Origin of the sequence: Streptomyces pactum (assembly GCF_016031615.1) — a bacterium.
GTDB lineage: Bacteria > Actinomycetota > Actinomycetes > Streptomycetales > Streptomycetaceae > Streptomyces > Streptomyces pactus.
Genome location: NZ_JACYXC010000001.1, coordinates 1,178,557 through 1,194,790, shown reverse-complemented (window position 1 = coordinate 1,194,790; position 16,234 = coordinate 1,178,557). Strand labels below are relative to the sequence as shown.

Genomic DNA, 16,234 nt, shown 5'->3' with positions numbered 1-16,234 from the left:
GCCGGCCCGCGGCGGGTGACGGGCGCCAACATGACCTGGGGCATACGGCGCACACGGGGACTCGCGTACTCTGACGTCTCACTCGCCTTTGCCACCGGGCCACCGGGACCACCGCATGCCCTCCTCGCATGCCGAGTTCCCCGCCGTGCCCGAATCTCGGCCGCGAGCGCAACACAGGGAGGTGCGTACATGTCCGGGACGACCACGGCCGGCGATCGGCGGGCGGCGGGCGTTCCCCGGCAACGGCGCGGTACGGCCACCGGTGGCGCAGCCAACCGCTGGTTCGTGCTCGTCGTGCTCTGCGTCAGCCTGCTGCTCGTCGCCGTCGACGGCACGGTGCTGCATGTCGCGGTCCCCGCCGTGAGCGCGGATCTGCGGCCGGGCGCCATCGAGCTGCTGTGGATCGTCGATGCCTATCCGCTGGTCTGCGCCTCGCTGCTGATCCTCTTCGGCACCCTCGGCGACCGGGTGGGGCGCCGCCGCATCCTGCTGCTGGGCTACGCCCTGTTCGGCGCGGCCTCGGCGCTGGCCGCCTTCGCCGGCTCCCCGCAGGTCCTCATCGTGGCCCGGGCGCTGCTCGGCATCGGCGGCGCCATGATCATGCCGGCCACGCTGTCCATCCTGCGGCAGGTCTTCCCGGACCGCCGGGAGCGCGCCCTGGCGATCGGCATCTGGAGCGCGGTCGCCGGGATCGGCGCGGCCGGCGGACCGCTGCTCGGCGGCTTCCTGCTGGAGCACTTCTGGTGGGGCTCGGTCTTCCTGATCAACATCCCGCTGATGGCGGTCGCGCTGCCGGTGGGCCGCTGGCTGCTGCCGGAGTCGGCCGGCGACCGCAACGGTCCGTGGGACGTGCTGGGCGCGGTGGTGGCCGCGGTCGGGCTCGCCTCGCTGGTCCTGGGCGTCAAGCGGGCGGGCAGCGGCGAGTCCCTGCTGGAGCCGGTGACGCTGGGGCCGATAGCCCTCGGCGCCGCGCTGCTGGTGTTCTTCGTCCGCCGGCAGCGGCGCCGCGCCCACCCGCTGGTCGATCTCACCCTCTTCGCCCGTCCCGCGTTCGGGATATCCGTCGGCTGCATCGTGCTGGCGCTGCTGGCGCTCGTCGGGCTGGAACTCGTCGCCGCGCAGTACCTCCAGCTGGTCCTGGGGCTGACGCCGCTGGAGACCGGTCTGCGGCTGCTGCCGCTCACCTGCGCCGCGATGGCGGCGGGCATCGTGGGCTCCCGGATGCTCCACCGGCTCGGTCCGCGCACCATGGTCGCCACCGGGTTCCTGCTCACCGCGCTGGCCGTCGCCTCGCTCACCCTGATGGGGCAGACCGACCGGCCGGCGGTGCTGCTGACCGGCTTCGTCATCCTCGGCTTCGGCCTCCAGATGACCCTGTTCGGCAGCTACGAGTCGATGCTCAGCGAGGCGCCCGCGGAGTCCGCCGGTGGTGCCGCCGCCATCGGTGAGACCTCCTACCAGCTCGGCGCCGGGGCCGGCATAGCCCTGCTGGGCAGCGTGATGAACGCCGCCTACGCCCCCGGGCTGCCGGCGGTGCCCGGGGTGGCCGGCGACGACCTGTACGCCGCCCGGGAGTCGATCAGCAAGGCCTACGACGTGGCGGACCGGCTCGGCGGACCGGTCGGTGACGCCTTGCGGGCCGCCGCCCGCGAGTCCTTCGTCCACGGGCTCCACGTCACCATGGCGGTGAGTGCCGGACTGCTGGTGATCGGTGCGCTGGCGGCGCTGCGGCTGCCCCGCGCGATGGAGTGCGGCACCCCGCCCGACGTGGCCGGGTGCGACACCCCGCCCGAGCCGGCCGCCACGGCCCCGGCGTGCGACCAGGCGTCCACGGCGTACGAGCGGCCGTCCCCGGCCGGCGCGGGCGCCCCCGGCCCGGACACCCCGGCCGGCACCGCCGGGCCCGCCCGGGAGTGGGCCGAGACCGCCGGTGACCGCCCGCCGCACCGCCCCTGATCCCTGGCGGACCGGCCCGGTGATGGTGCCGCGCCGCCACCGGGGAGCGGCGGGCCCCCGCCACGGGGCTTCCCGCCACACGACTCCCGCCGTACGGCTCCCCGCCACACGGGCTCCCCGTTGCACGGCTCCTCGCCACGGCTTCCCGCCGTACGGCTCCTCGTCACGCGCGCGGTTCCTCGTCGTGCGGCGCCCGGCCACACGGCTCCCCGGCGTACGGAACCCCACTGTGCGGCTCCTCGTCACGCGGCTCCCCGGAGGGGAACGTCCGGCGCCCGGCGGAGGGGGCGCGGCGCACCCCGTCGGCGGGCGGGCGGGTGCCCGGCCGCGGCAAGGGCCCGGCAGCTCGCGAGGAGCCCCGGACGCCGGTCACTCTGGACGCGAGGGGTTACCCGGTCGTAGCGTCGGCGGCAGCCGTGAAGATCCTCTGCCGGAGGCGTACCCATGTCCGCGCGTAGCTTGCCGCCGTTCGACCCGTCCGACCCGCTGGGGATCGACGATCTGCTGGAGCCGGAGGACCTGGCGATCCGCGACACCGTGCGGCGGTGGTCGGCGGACCGGGTGCTGCCGCACATCGCCGAGTGGTACGAGCGCGGCGAACTGCCCGCCATCCGTGACCTCGCCCGCGAACTGGGCTCGCTCGGCGTCCTGGGCATGACGCTGGACGGATACGGCTGCGCGGGCGCGAGCGCCGTCCAGTACGGCCTGGCCTGCCTGGAGCTGGAGGCCGCCGACTCGGGCATCCGGTCGCTGGTCTCGGTCCAGGGCTCGCTGGCGATGTACGCCATCCACCGCTACGGGTCCGAGGAGCTGAAGGAGCGCTGGCTGCCCGGCATGGCGGCCGGTGAGATCATCGGCTGCTTCGGGCTGACCGAACCCGACCACGGCTCCGACCCGGCCGGTATGCGCACGCATGCCCGGCGGGACGGCTCGGACTGGGTGCTCAACGGCCGCAAGATGTGGATCACCAACGGCTCGGTGGCCGGCGTCGCGGTGGTCTGGGCCCGCACCGACGAGGGCATCCGCGGCTTCGCCGTACCCACCGACACCCCCGGCTTCTCGGCCCCGGAGATCAGGCACAAGTGGTCGCTGCGCGCCTCGGTGACCAGTGAGCTGGTGCTGGACGACGTACGGCTGCCGGCTGACGCGGTGCTGCCCGGGGTGACCGGGCTGCGCGGGCCGCTGAGCTGTCTGAGCCACGCCCGTTACGGCATCGTGTGGGGCGCGATGGGCGCCGCCCGCGCCAGCTTCGACAGCGCCCTGGAGTACGCCCGGACCCGGGAGCAGTTCGGCCGGCCGATCGGCGGCTTCCAGCTCACCCAGGCCAAGCTCGCCGACATGGCCGTGGAGCTCCACAAGGGAGTGCTCCTCGCCCACCACCTGGGCCGGCGGATGGACGCCCGCCGGCTGCGGCCGGAGCAGGTCAGCTTCGGCAAGCTGAACAACGTGCGGGAGGCGATCGAGATCTGCCGCACCGCCCGGACCATCCTGGGCGCGAACGGGATCTCGCTGGAGTACCCGGTGATGCGGCACGCCACCAACCTGGAGTCGGTGCTCACCTACGAGGGCACCGTGGAGATGCACCAGCTGGTGCTGGGCAAGGCGCTCACCGGTCTCGACGCGTTCCGCTGAGGCCCGGCCCGCCGGTCAGCGCCGGCCGACCGGGGACCCGGTGGCCGACGCGGAGAGGCGGAACGCGGCGGTGGAACGCGGCGGGTGGAGGCGGCGGACGAACGGCGGGGGGACGGAGGCATCCGCCGGGCCGTCCGGCGCGGTACGGGCCGGCCCTGCGGCGGGACGGCCCGCCGCCGGACCGCGTCCGGCCCGCCGCAGAGCCGTGTCTTGGGTGGACGCCGGGTGCCACGCGCCGATGGGCGCCGGGTGGGACGGTCGATGGGCGCCGGCTGCCACGCACCGGCGGGCGCCGGGCCGGGGCGTACGGGCGCGGAGAACGCCGAGAACGCCGAGAACGCGGGAAGCGGCGCCGGGGACGGCGTGCGGAGGCGGGGCGGGGGCGCCGGAAGAGGGGTGCGGGGGAGGGCGGCGGAGAGGGGAGGCGGGAGAGGACCGGCGAGAGGCCGGTCCGGTCGGCCTTGGTCAGCTCTGGTTGAAGAACCCGCCGGTCGAGCGGCCGGTCTCGCTGCTCACGATCTGGTAGTCCGCGGGGGTCAGCAGGAAGACCCGGGTGGCCACCCGCTCGATCGAACCGCGGAGCCCGAAGGTCAGCCCGGCGGCGAAGTCCACCACCCGCTTGGCGTCCGCCGGCTCCATGGCGGTCAGGTTCACGATCACCGGGATGCCGTCCCGGAACAGCTCCCCGATGGTGCGGGCGTCCCGGAAGCCGTCCGGGGTCACCGTGGCGATCCGGGTGCCCTGGGCCTGGGCGGTCCGGTCGGTGACCCGGATCCGCGGGTCGGTCACCCAGGAGTCGCCGGGCTCGGGCCCCTCGGCGTAGTCGTCGTCGTAGTAGCGCTCGTCATCGCTGTCGTCGACGAGGCCAAGCCAAGCACTCGCCTTGCGCACCGATCCCATGGACGCCTCCTCTCACCAACGGTCTGTACTGTCCGCCCCTCCATGGTCCTCCATGTCGTGGATGATGTGCCAAGCGGTTAGCCGCCGCACAGGGATTTCGTGACGGTACTGGTGCAGAACGATTGTCATCTGATCAGAGTTCCTGCTGTACAAGGGGGCTGACGGGGCGACGGGCACACTCCGCCGAGCCGGACGGGTGACGTCGGCGGCGTACGGGTGATGGGCGCTCCCGCCGGGGACGGTCCGGGGTGACCGGAGTGCTCCGCCGCGCGCGGTGCGGCCGGCGCACGGGTGCGGGCCGAGCCCCGCGCCGGGTGCCGGCCGGGCCGGTACCGGACGGCCGGCGCACACGGCCGGTGGCGGGGCCGGGGAAAGATGCTGACATGGTGCCATGAACACTTCTCGACCTCCTCGTTCCTCCGCCTCCACCCCTGCCCCCGGTCCCGCCGCTCACTCCTCCTCCGGGGCTCCGGACCCCTCGGCCGGCTCCGTTCCGCCGGACGGCGGGGCGGGGCAGGAGTGGCTGGAGTGGCGGGCCGCCCGCACCGCGTCGGTCACCGCCCCCTACGGCCCGCTCGCGCTCACCGGAACCCACTGGCTCGCCGACGCGGCCGCCGGCGGCTCCCTGCCCGGGGTGCCGGGCCGGTGGACCGCCGACGGTGACGAGGTGGTCCTGACCGCCGTGCCGGCCGACGGCCTGAGCGTGGACGGACGGCCGCTCGGCGGTTCGGTGCGGCTGGGACCGGACACCGGACCCGACGGCGCGCGGGTGGCCCGTGGCGAGCAGCGGCTGGTGGTGCTGCGCCGGGAGGGCTCGTGGGCGGTGCGGGTCTTCGACCCCGGGGCCGCGGCCCGGCGCGCCTTCCGGGGGATCGACGTCTTCGCGTACGACCCGCGATGGGCGGTGCCGGCGGTCCACCGGCCGTATCCGGACGGCCGGGAGATCCGGGTGGACAACGCCGACGGCCGGCGGCGCGGGCTGCACCTGGCGGGGGAGGTGGTCTTCGAGGCGGGTGGCGCCGAGCACCGGCTGGCTGCCGTGGCCGAGGCGGGCGGCGCGCTGTGGATCGTGTTCGCCGACGGCACCAGCGGGCGGAGCAGCTACCGGTTCCGCTTCCTGCGGCCCGGGACCCCCGCCGCGGACGGAACGCTGACGCTCGACTTCAACCGGGCCTTCCTGCCGCCGTGCGCCTTCGCCGACCACTTCATCTGCCCCTTCCCACCGCCCGGCAACACGCTGCCGCTGGACGTCCCGGCCGGGGAGCGGAACCTCACCGGGGACTGAGCCGTCCAAGCGGCGTCCCGAGGGGACGAGCGGCGGACCCCGGCGGCGAACGGCCGCCGGGGTGTCCGCGCTGCGACGAGTCATGTCCGTTTCGTGGTCTTGCGGTGAGCCCGCCGTGCCACGAATACTTCCGGGAGCGCTTGTCAGGGACACGTCGGAAGCGGAGTCCGTCGTGTGCCCCGACTGCGCCTCACGGGCCCGCCCCCCCCACCCGCGGCGGACCCCGATTCCCCTCGGAGGAAGAGTTGAGGAACGAGCGCACCACCCCCCCCGCGCAGCAGTCGTCACCCGTGCCAAGCTGGTCGCCGCGGTCTCGGTGATCGCCGCCACCGCGGCGGTCGGCCTTCCGGCCGCCGCCAGCGCCTCGGACAACCCGGCCCGCACGGTCACCGCCGCCGAGGCCAGGGCCGCCGGTGACGCGGTGCGTCAGGCCGACGTCGCCGGCACCGCCTGGTACGTCGACGCGAAGACCAACACCCTGGTCGTCACCGCCGACAGCACCGTCTCCCAGGGCGAGATCGCGAAGCTCAAGAAGGCCGCCGGCGACAAGGCCGACGCCATCGAGGTCAAGCGCACCCCCGGCAAGTTCAGCAAGCTGATCTCCGGCGGCGACGCCATCTACTCCAGCAACTCGCGCTGTTCGCTGGGCTTCAACGTCCGCAACAGCAGCGGGGCCAACTACTTCGTGACCGCCGGCCACTGCACCGACGGCGTGGGCACCTGGTACGCCAACTCCGGCCGCACCTCGGTCATCGGCCCGACCGCCGGCTCCAGCTTCCCGGGCAACGACTACGGGCTGGTCCGCTACAGCGGCTCGGTCACGCCCTCCGGCACCGTCGGCAGCCAGGACATCACCAAGGCCGCCAACCCGACCGTGGGCCAGACGGTGACCCGGCGCGGCAGCACCACCGGCACCCACAGCGGCCGGGTCACCGCGCTGAACGCCACGGTCAACTACGGCGGCGGCGACATCGTCTCCGGCCTGATCCAGACCACCGTCTGCGCCGAGCCGGGCGACAGCGGCGGTCCGCTGTACTCCGGCACCACCGCGCTCGGCCTGACCTCCGGCGGCAGCGGCAACTGCAGCTCCGGCGGGACGACCTTCTTCCAGCCGGTCGTGGAGGCGCTCAACGCCTACGGCGTCAGCGTCTACTGATCCACCCGGCGCCGGTCCGCCGGCCGGCGCCGCCCCGGCGCATCCGGGTCGACCGACGGGAAGCCCCCGCCTCCACCGGGCGGGGGCTTCCCCCTGTCACGGGCGGCCCCGGGACCCCGGGGGAACGGTCCGGGACGGAGGTGGGGGCGGACGATACCGGGCCGGACCCACCGGCGGGCCCCTGCGGACCCGGCCGGTGTGCGGTCGCGGGGCCGGTGCACGGCCACCCCCGGCGCGCGGCCCGGAAGTTCGACGCGGGCCCGTCGGCCCGGTGCGGACCCGGAAGTTCGACGCGGACCGGAGGCCCGGCGCGGATCCGTCGGCCCGGTGCGGACCCGGAAGGGCGGCGCCCGGCTCGGAAGCCCGGCACGGCCCGGAGAGCCGGCGCCAACCGGTCCGCCGGGCCTCCGGAGGGCCGGGTTCCGCCGCTTCCCCCTCCCCCGTCGTACGGGACTATCGTGGATAAAAGCCTCGAACAGGGGTTCAGCTCGCGATACGGACGGCAGGTGGGCGTGATGGTCGGCGAGCTCGTGACGGCGGGTGTACTGGGGCTGGCGGGGGTGATGGGCTACGCCCTCGCCGGGGCCCGGGTGGTCAAGCAGTACGAACGCGGTGTGGTGCTCCGGCTCGGCAGGCTGCGCCAGGACATCCGCCCGCCCGGTTTCACCATGATCGTTCCGCTGGTGGACCGGCTCCGCAAGGTCAACATGCAGATCGTGACGATGCCGGTCCCCGCCCAGGAGGGCATCACCCGGGACAACGTGACGGTGCGGGTGGACGCGGTCGTCTACTTCAAGGTCGTCGATCCCGCCGACGCCGTGATCCAGGTCGAGGACTACCGTTTCGCGGTCTCCCAGATGGCCCAGACCTCCCTGCGCTCGATCATCGGCAAGAGCGACCTGGACGACCTGCTGTCGGACCGGGAGAAGCTCAACCAGGGGCTGGAGCTGATGATCGACAGCCCCGCCGTCGGCTGGGGCGTACGGATCGACCGCGTCGAGATCAAGGACGTCTCGCTGCCGGAGACGATGAAGCGCTCCATGGCCCGGCAGGCGGAGGCGGACCGGGAGCGGCGCGCCCGGGTGATCAACGCGGACGCGGAGCTGCAGGCGTCCAGGAAGCTGGCGGAGGCGGCCACCCAGATGGCCGACACGCCCTCCGCGCTGCAGCTGCGGCTGCTCCAGACGGTGATGGCGGTGGCCGCGGAGCGGAACTCCACCCTGGTGCTGCCCATCCCGGTGGAGCTGCTGCGCTTCCTGGAACGGGGCGGACAGCCGGCCCCGTCCGGCCGGCCCGGAACCGGCGAACCGCATCCGCGAGGGGCGCCCCCGGAGGACGGGCCGCGCGCCGCGGAACGCCCGGGGCCGGCGCATCCGGACGGGCCGGCGGCGGACGGGCCGGTACCGGACGGTCCGGCGGCGGACGGTCCGGGGGTGGAGGCGGCCGACCCCCTGCCGCGTCCGGGAGGCGGAGAGGGACGGGCGGTTACCGGACAGTTTCCGTGAGCACCCCCGGGTGACCGGCCGGTCGCGCGGGGTGCCCGACCCGGTCCTGACGTGCGCGGGCGGCCGTGGGGCCGGGGTGCGGGGCGCGTGCGGACCCGGACCCGCGCCGTCCGAACGCGACCTTGTGTGCGCCCCGGAGCCCTGGGAATACTCGGCGGCGCTGATTGGCATGGACGCGTCCTAAATGGCCGCGTCCCGTGCCACATGCCCTCCGGGCCGACGGCACCCCACTGCCGGGCCCTTCCCCCCACTGGAGGTACCGAGTGAAGCACCGACGCATTCCCCGGCGCCCGGCGGTCGTCACCGCCGCGGGCGCGGCCGCCCTGGCGATCGCGGCCGTCGCGCTGCCGAACGCCCACGCCACCCCCGCCCCCGGCCCGGAGCCGCTCTCCGCCGCCGCGGCGGGCGATCTCGCCACCGACCTGTCCGCCGCCCTCAAGGGCTCCGCGGCCGGCTCCTACTACGACGCCGAGGCCCGCAAGCTCGTGGTCAACGTGGTGGACCCGGCCGCGGCCGGGCGCGTCCGGGACGCCGGCGCCGAACCCCGGCTGGTCGAACACTCCCTCGCCCGGCTGGACGCGGCGCGCGCCGCGCTGAAGGCGAAGGCCGCCCTCCCCGGCACCGCCTGGGCGATGGACCCCCGGACGAACAAGGTGGTGGTCACCGCCGACCGCACGGTCACCGCCGCCGGACTGGCCCGGCTGGAGAAGGTCGCCGGCTCGCTCGGGGACCGGGTGGAGGTCCGGCGCTCCGCCGGGGCCTTCCGTACGTTCATCGAGGGCGGGGACGCCATCTGGGGCGGCGGCGGCCGCTGCTCCCTGGGGTTCAACGTGGTCAAGGACGGCCAGCCGTACTTCCTGACCGCCGGTCACTGCACCGAGGCGATCAGCAGCTGGTCGGAGACCCAGGGCGGACCCGAGATCGGTGCGAACGAGGGCAGCAGCTTCCCGGGGAACGACTACGGGCTGGTGAAGTACACCGCCGAGGTGGAGCACCCCAGCGCGGTGGACCTGTACGACGGCGGCACCCAGGCGATCGCCTCGGCCGGCGAGGCCACCGTCGGCCAGCAGGTGCGGCGCAGCGGCAGCACCACCCAGGTGCACGACGGGGAGGTCACCGCGCTCAACGCGACCGTCAACTACCAGGAGGGCACCGTCGAGGGGCTGATCCAGACCACCGTCTGCGCCGAGCCGGGCGACAGCGGCGGCTCGCTCTTCGCCGGTGACACCGCGCTGGGGCTCACCTCCGGCGGCAGCGGTGACTGCACCTCGGGCGGGGAGACCTTCTTCCAGCCGGTCACCGAGGCCCTGGCGGCCTACGGAGCCGAGATCGGCTGACCCGGGCCGACGGGTCGGGCGGCCGGTCCGCGGACCGGCCGGCAGGCGGCCGAACGGTCCGTGCACCGGCCCCGCCGGGAACGGCCGAGGCCCCCGGACGCCAGGAGCGGCGTCCGGGGGCCTCATCCTGCGGGGAGGCAGGCCGGGATGCTGCGGGGAGGCAGACCCGGGGTCGTCCGGCGGGGCGTCAGAACGCGAAGACCGCGTTGGACGTCCCCTGCATCACGCAGCTGTTGGAGAAGGTGCGTTCGTACCGGACCGAACGGCCCTGCCAGACACCCTGAGCGGTCACCACCACCGGGCGGTAGTCCTTGGTACAGAACTGCCCGGACGTGGTCCCCGTCGCGCGCAGCGCGGAGAAGTCACCGTTCACCGCGGAGAGTTCGGCACACGCCTCGGCGGGGGCCGGGTGCGTACCGGTCGGGGTGGGGGTGCAGCTGAGGGTCACCGCGCGCTGTACCGTGGCGGTACGGGCGTCCTCACCCTGTCCGACGGTGAGAACCAGTGCCGAGGGCGCGTACAGACTGCGGGGCTGTGCCTGCTCCGCGCTCGCGCCACCGGCGGCCACCAGGCAGCCCGCGGTCAGGGCGGCGCCCAGGCCGATCGCTCCAGCGATCTTCCGCATTTCGAACACTCCCTTGCTCGTGGTTGCAGATACCGGACGGGAGTCTTGCTGAAGCGCGCGCTCCGCGCACCTCGAACGATCGCTTCCGGTCACGTTCCGCGTCGGCTCGGTGGCTGATAGTGCCGTCCGCGCGGCTCGCTCCCCTCCGTATAACACCCATTGACCCACGGTTACGCGAAGCCGGTGCGGCGTGGCGGGGAGCACGGGTTGACCGGCCGGTGCCGGGGCGCGCCGGAACGGGTGCGGCTCGGACGGTCCGGCTTGACCGGAATCCGCTGCCCACGGGCCCTCCCGGAGCGGGGTTCGCCGCGCGCGGATCGCTTCGGTCCGCGCGCGGCGGGCCCGGTCCACGGCCGGCCGGTATCACCCGGACGGGCGACGCCGCTCGGGTGACGGCACCGGGGGACGGCGTTGGGTGAGGCGCCGCCGGACGGGCGGCCGGGGCGGACCGCACGGCGGTACGGGTGGTCCGGCGCGGTCCGGTGCACGGCACACGCGTACGGGCGGGCGGCGTGCGGCGGGTAGCCCGCGGCGCGGGCGCAGGCCCCCGGGGGCGGCGGCTCAGGCGTACGGGCCGTCCGGCGCGCGCGGGATCAGTTCCGGGCCCTGGTGGGTGTGCCCGCGGAGCATCGAGGAGACCAGGGTGAGCACCGTGCCCGCCACCGCCCAGGCGGACAGCACCAGCAGCGGCCCGGTCACCGCGTTGCCCCGGAAGTAGGCGATGGAGCGGGCGGTCCACACGCCGGCGCCCGGTGGCAGCGCGGGTCCGATCGTCCGCCAGAAGCCGGGCAGCAGCGGGTACGGGTACGCCCCGCCCGCGCTGGGGTTGCCGAGGACCACCACCAGCAGGATCGCCACCCCGATGCCGACCACGCCCAGGAACCCCTGGAGCGCCAGGGTGGCCGCGCCCACCGCGAAGACCACCAGCGTGCCCAGCCCCCACAGGGCGAAGAAGTTGCCGCCCAGGGCGTCCAGCACGGGGTTGACGATGATCACCCCGCCCAGGCCGGAGACCACCGAGTACAGCGCGAGCACGCCGAGCCGTACGGTCGCCCGCCGCGGCGTGGCGGCGCGCGCGCCGGCGCTGATGGCCAGCACCGCGGCGCACAGGTAGCCGCCCACGCACCAGCCGACCACCAGGTAGAAGGCGGACAGCGCGCGGGCGTCGCCGCGGCCGGCCGGGACGATGTCGGTGGTGGTCACCGAGCGGCGCTCGGCCCGTTCCGCCCGGGTCACCACCTGTTCGACGGCCTGGGCCAGGGAGCCTCCCGCGCCGCCGGCGACCAGCAGCCGGTCCCGGGTGCCGCGCGGGTCGACCACCAGCGCCGCGTCGGACTCCCGGTGCCGGATGCGGTGGACCGCCGTGGCCTCGTCCGGTACCGGGGCGGCGTCCAGCGGTCGGCCGGGCAGCCCGTCGAGCTTCCGGACCAGCTCGCCGCGGACCTGGGCCGGCGCGACCACCGCCAGGTCCGCCCGGTGCGGCTGGGGCCGGTGGAAGGCGCCCAGGTAGGAGGCGATGAACGCCAGCTGCACCGCGAGCACGCCGATCACCAGCAGCGCGGCGCGCCGGGTCACGGCACCCCCGCCGCCCGCCCGGTAGGAGAGGTGGCTGGCCTGGCTCATGGGGTGGTCCTCTCCTCGCCGCGCGGTCCGGCCGGCGCCGGTGTCCGTCCCGCGGCCCGGCCGGCGCCGTGTCTGACACATGGTGTCCGGGCCGGGGCGGCCGGCGCAGGCGGCGTGACCCGTTCGGGCGCCCGGCGGGTCCGGGGATCGCACGCATGGCGGTACCGGGCGGGCCGCGGGCGCCGGCGGGCGGCGCGGGCGGGCGGCCGGGGCCGGACGGGGGCACGGGCTGTCCCTCCGGCCCGCCGGTGGTGCGGTGGGGCGACCCGCCGACGGGCCGGTGTACCGGTCCGCGGCGATGGGCGGGCGGCGACGACGCGGGCGGCGGCCCGCGCGCGGTGCGGGCCGGGGTGTGTGCCGGCGCACATGTCGCACGGATGTTCGAGACTGGTCTATGGTGGAGAGCAGGGGGAGAACGACAGGTCAGGGGGTGCTGAGCAGCAGGAGGTGCGGATGCCGGGCTTCACGCATCTGCACACCGCCTCGGGGTTCTCGATGCGGTACGGCGCCGCGCATCCCGAGCAGCTGGCCCACCGGGCCGCCGAGCGGGGCATGGACGCCGTCGCGCTGACCGACCGCGACACCCTGGCCGGAGCGGTCCGCTTCGCCAAGGCCGCGGCCGCCGCCGGGGTGCGCCCGCTGTTCGGGGCGGACCTGGCGGTCGGGGAGTGGCGGCCGGCGGCCGGGCCGGGCCGCGACGGCGCGGCCCGGCCCCCCGCGCGGCGGCGCACCCCGGTGCGCGGCGGCGCGTTCGTCGACGAGTCCGCGCAGCGGGTGACCTTCCTCGCCCGGGACGGGGCCCGCGCCTGGGCCGCCCTGTGCGGCCTGGTCTCCGCCGCCCACGCCAGGGGCGAGGACCGTCCGCTGCTCCACCCCGAGGACCTGGCGGGCGCGCCGGCCGGGGCGCTGGCCCCGCTGACCGTGCTGCTCGGCCCGGACTCCGACGTCGGACGGGCGCTCGCCGCCGGGCGGCCGGACCGGGCGGCCCGGCTGCTGGGCCCCTGGCGGGAGCTGTTCGGGGACGCGGTGCGGCTGGAGGCCGTCTGGCACGGGCGCGAGGGCACCGGCCCCGGTTCGCTGCGGCTCGCCGCCCGTACCGTCGGCTTCGCCGCCGACCAGGGTGTGGCGGCGGTGCTCAGCAACGCGGTCCGCCACGCCGACCCCGGCCGGGGGCCGGTCGCCGACGTGCTGGACGCCGCCCGCCGGCTGGTGCCGGTGGACGTACGCCGGTCCGCGGTGCTGGACGGCGGCGAGGGCTGGCTCAAGGGGCCCGGCGCCATGGCGGAGATCGCCGAACGGGTCGTGACGGCGGCCGGCCTCCCGGCCGGTGCCGCCCGCGGTCTGCTCGCGGAGACCCGGCGCACCGCCGACGCCTGCCGGGTGGACCCCGAGGACGACCTGGGCATCGGCAGCGTCCACTTCCCCGAGCCCCGGCTGGTCGGGGGCGGGCGGGGCGGGCCGGTCCGCCGAGCGGATCCTCCGGGCGCGCTGCGCCGCCGCGATGGTGCGGCGCGGGTACGACCGCGACGAGCGGCGGTGGCGGCGGCTGGAGGACGAGCTGCGCACCGTCGAACGGCTGGGCTTCGCCTCCTACTTCCTCACCGTGGCGCAGGTCGTGGACGACACCCGGGCGCTGGGCATCCGGGTCACCGCCCGCGGCTCCGGCGCCGGCTCGTTCGTCAACCACCTGCTCGGCATCGCGCACGCCGACCCGGTCGGGCAGGGGCTGCTGATGGAGCGCTTCCTGTCGGAGCGGCGGCGCGCGCTGCCCGACATCGACATCGACGTGGAGTCCGCGCGGCGCCTGGACGTGTACCGCGCGATCTTCGACCGCTTCGGGGCGGCCCGGGTCGCCACCGTCGCGATGCCCGAGACCTACCGGGTGCGGCACGCGGTACGGGCGGTGGGCGCGGCCCTGGGGATGGACCCGGCCGAGGTGGACCGGATCGCCAAGGCGTTCCCGCACATCCGGGCGCGGGACGCCCGGGCGGCCCTGGCCGAACTGCCGGAGCTGCGCGAGCTGCGGGAGCGGGGCGGGCCGGCCGTCCCGCGGGTCGCGGGGTGGGAGCGGCGCGGCGGGATGGGCGGTGAGCCTGTGCAGAATCGTTTCGGCGCCACCTTCTGGGAGCTGGTCGAGGCGCTCGACGGGCTGCCCCGGGGCATCGCCATGCACCCCTGCGGCGTCCTGTTGTCGGACGCCGGGCTGCGCGGCCGCACCCCCGTGGTGCCGACCAGCGGCGAGGGCTTCGCCATGTCGCAGTTCGACAAGGACGACGTGGAGGAGCTGGGCCTGCTCAAGCTCGACGTCCTCGGGGTGCGGATGCAGTCCGCCATGGCCCACGCCGCCCGGGAGGTCGAACGGGTCACCGGGCGGCCGCTGGACCTGGACGACCCGGCCCAGGTGCCGCCGGGGGACCGCGCCACCTACGAGCTGATCCGGTCCGCCGAGACCCTGGGCTGCTTCCAGATCGAGTCACCCGGCCAGCGCGACCTGGTGGGCCGGCTGCAGCCGGCCACCTTCCACGACCTGGTGGTGGACATCTCGCTGTTCCGGCCCGGCCCGGTCGCCGCCGACATGGTGCGGCCCTTCATCGACGCCCGGCACGGCCGTACCCGTCCCCGCTACCCGCACCCGGACCTGGAGGAGGCGCTGCGCGAGACCTACGGCGTGGTCGTCTTCCACGAGCAGGTCATCGAGATCATCTCGGTGATGACCGGCTGCGGGCGCGACCTGGCCGACGAGGCCCGGCGGGCGCTCTCCGACGCCGGACGCCGGGGACGGGTGCGCGCCTGGTTCCACGCCGGGGCGGCGGAGCGCGGCTACCGGCCGGAGGTGGTGGCCCGCACCTGGGAGATCGTCGAGGCGTTCGGCTCCTACGGCTTCTGCAAGGCGCACGCCGTCGCCTTCGCGGTGCCCACGTACCAGTCCGCCTGGCTGAAGGCCCACCACCCGGCGGCCTTCTACGCCGGGCTGCTCACCCATGACCCGGGGATGTACCCCAAGCGGCTGCTGCTGGCGGACGCGCGGCGGCGCGGGGTGCCGATCCTGCCGCTGGACGTGAACCGTTCGGACGCCGCCTATCGAATCGAACTGATGTCTGATGGAGGGGTGGGGCTGCGGATGGCGCTGTGCGACGTCCGGGGGATCGGCGAGGCCGAGGCGGCGCGGATCGCCGCCGGGCGGCCGTACTCCTCGCTCCAGGACCTGTGGCTGCGCGCCCGCCCCGGACGGGCGGTCGCCGAACGGCTCGCCGAGGTGGGGGCGCTGGACCCGTTCGGCGGCAACCGCCGGGACCTGCTGCTGCGGATCGCCGAGCTGCACCGCGGCGCCTCCTCGCGCGGCGCCGGGGCGCACGGCGGCCAGCTGCCGCTCACCGAGGCCGCGGCGGCCCCGGCCGGGCTCCCCGACCTCGACCCGGCGGAGCGGCTCGGCGCCGAGCTGGACGTGCTGGGGATGGACGTCTCCCGCCATCTGATGCGGGACCACCAGGCGTTCCTGGCGGAGCTGGGGGTGCTGCCGGCCGGGCGGCTGCGCGCGGCCCGGAACGGCGAGACCGTCCTGGTCGCCGGGGCCAAGGTCGCCACCCAGACCCCGCCGATCCGCTCCGGACGGCGCGTCATCTTCGTCACCCTCGACGACGGCACCGGCCTGGCCGACCTCGCCTTCTTCGACGACAGCCACGAGGCCTGCGCGCACACCGTCTTCCACTCCTGGCTGCTGCTGGTCCGAGGGGTGGCCCAGCGGCGCGGCCCGCGCGGCACCCTCACCGTCGTCGGCTCGGCCGCGTGGAACCTCGGCGACCTCATCGACCTGCGGCGCACCGGGGGGCTGGCGGCGGTCGCGGCGGAGCTCGCGGGGCCGGCCGGTCCCGCGCCGGACGCGGCGGCCGACCGCGGCCGGCGGGCTGCCGGGCCGGCGGGGGCGGCGGCGTCCGGGGATGCGGAGCCGGCCGCGGCATCCGCCGGAGCCGCCGGAGCACCCGGCCCCGGGCGCCGCATCCAGCTGTCCACCGGGTACGAGATGCACCCGTGGGCGGATCTGCGGCCCGCCGGGGAAGGGGCCGCCACCGGCCGGAAGCTGTGGCACGCGAGCCCGGGGAGCGCGGGATGACACCGGCACGGGACGTACGGGATGTACAGGACGTACGGCATGCGCGGGACGTGCGGGACGCGCGGGGCGCACGGGGTGCGCGACGGGCGGCGGGGGCGGGTGCC

Annotated in this window: 9 protein-coding genes and 2 pseudogenes; 8 read left to right on the top strand and 3 right to left on the bottom strand. The window is 75.8% G+C overall.

Features of this window, described 5'->3' with window-relative positions; all coding sequences use genetic code 11:
* The first annotated feature begins 189 nt into the window (after positions 1–189).
* Together IHE55_RS04775 and IHE55_RS04770 are read left to right on the top strand one after the other, a co-directional pair.
* The gene (locus tag IHE55_RS04775; RefSeq protein ID WP_197987875.1) at positions 190–1,956 is read left to right on the top strand and encodes an MFS transporter; all 1,767 of its coding nucleotides are present in this window, start codon (positions 190–192) and stop codon (positions 1,954–1,956) included.
* 444 nt (positions 1,957–2,400) lie between these two features.
* Entirely contained in the window at positions 2,401–3,588 is a 1,188-nt protein-coding gene (locus tag IHE55_RS04770) for an acyl-CoA dehydrogenase family protein (protein WP_197987874.1), read from the top strand.
* Between the two features lie 465 nt (positions 3,589–4,053).
* On the opposite strand, the gene IHE55_RS04765 is transcribed toward IHE55_RS04770, so the two are convergent.
* Positions 4,054–4,488, bottom strand: a complete 435-nt coding sequence (locus IHE55_RS04765) for a cell division protein SepF (RefSeq protein ID WP_197987873.1) — start codon at positions 4,486–4,488, stop codon at positions 4,054–4,056.
* 391 nt (positions 4,489–4,879) lie between these two features.
* On the opposite strand from IHE55_RS04765, the gene IHE55_RS04760 reads away from it, so the two are divergent.
* The 4 genes and pseudogenes from IHE55_RS04760 to IHE55_RS04745 all read left to right on the top strand — a co-directional run bounded on the left by IHE55_RS04760 (position 4,880) and on the right by IHE55_RS04745 (position 9,771).
* Positions 4,880–5,773, top strand: a complete 894-nt coding sequence (locus IHE55_RS04760; protein WP_197987872.1) for a DUF1684 domain-containing protein — start codon at positions 4,880–4,882, stop codon at positions 5,771–5,773.
* A 245-nt stretch (positions 5,774–6,018) separates the two neighbouring features.
* Positions 6,019–6,929 (top strand): annotated as a pseudogene (locus IHE55_RS04755) (S1 family peptidase).
* Between the two features lie 515 nt (positions 6,930–7,444).
* Positions 7,445–8,434: a slipin family protein gene (locus tag IHE55_RS04750; RefSeq protein WP_197991786.1), complete on the top strand. Its 990-nt coding sequence runs from the start codon at positions 7,445–7,447 to the stop codon at positions 8,432–8,434.
* 263 nt (positions 8,435–8,697) lie between these two features.
* Positions 8,698–9,771, top strand: coding sequence for a S1 family peptidase (locus IHE55_RS04745; RefSeq protein ID WP_197987871.1), 1,074 nt, complete (start codon positions 8,698–8,700; stop codon positions 9,769–9,771).
* A gap of 187 nt (positions 9,772–9,958) precedes the next feature.
* Here IHE55_RS04745 and IHE55_RS04740 read toward each other — a convergent pair whose 3' ends face one another.
* Positions 9,959–10,396, bottom strand: a complete 438-nt coding sequence (locus IHE55_RS04740; RefSeq protein ID WP_197987870.1) for a subtilase-type protease inhibitor — start codon at positions 10,394–10,396, stop codon at positions 9,959–9,961.
* Between the two features lie 561 nt (positions 10,397–10,957).
* Positions 10,958–12,019: an ABC-2 transporter permease gene (locus IHE55_RS04735; protein WP_197987869.1), complete on the bottom strand. Its 1,062-nt coding sequence runs from the start codon at positions 12,017–12,019 to the stop codon at positions 10,958–10,960.
* Positions 12,020–12,385: 366 nt separating this feature from the next.
* Here IHE55_RS04735 and IHE55_RS32965 point away from each other — a divergent pair.
* Both IHE55_RS32965 and IHE55_RS04730 read left to right on the top strand, forming a co-directional pair.
* Positions 12,386–12,997 (top strand): annotated as a pseudogene (locus tag IHE55_RS32965) (PHP domain-containing protein); the annotation flags it as partial.
* A gap of 523 nt (positions 12,998–13,520) precedes the next feature.
* Complete coding sequence (locus IHE55_RS04730) at positions 13,521–16,130, top strand: helix-hairpin-helix domain-containing protein (protein WP_372442621.1); 2,610 nt, start codon at positions 13,521–13,523, stop codon at positions 16,128–16,130.
* The last annotated feature ends 104 nt before the right edge of the window (positions 16,131–16,234 follow it).

Coding starts and splice junctions, on each gene's coding strand:
- IHE55_RS04775 (WP_197987875.1), top strand. CDS start 190: ATGTCCGGGACGACCACGGCCGGCGATCGGCGGGCGGCGGGCGTTCCC.
- IHE55_RS04770 (WP_197987874.1), top strand. CDS start 2,401: ATGTCCGCGCGTAGCTTGCCGCCGTTCGACCCGTCCGACCCGCTGGGG.
- IHE55_RS04765 (WP_197987873.1), bottom strand. CDS start 4,488: ATGGGATCGGTGCGCAAGGCGAGTGCTTGGCTTGGCCTCGTCGACGAC.
- IHE55_RS04760 (WP_197987872.1), top strand. CDS start 4,880: ATGAACACTTCTCGACCTCCTCGTTCCTCCGCCTCCACCCCTGCCCCC.
- IHE55_RS04750 (WP_197991786.1), top strand. CDS start 7,445: ATGGTCGGCGAGCTCGTGACGGCGGGTGTACTGGGGCTGGCGGGGGTG.
- IHE55_RS04740 (WP_197987870.1), bottom strand. CDS start 10,396: ATGCGGAAGATCGCTGGAGCGATCGGCCTGGGCGCCGCCCTGACCGCG.
- IHE55_RS04735 (WP_197987869.1), bottom strand. CDS start 12,019: ATGAGCCAGGCCAGCCACCTCTCCTACCGGGCGGGCGGCGGGGGTGCC.
- IHE55_RS04730 (WP_372442621.1), top strand. CDS start 13,521: ATGGTGCGGCGCGGGTACGACCGCGACGAGCGGCGGTGGCGGCGGCTG.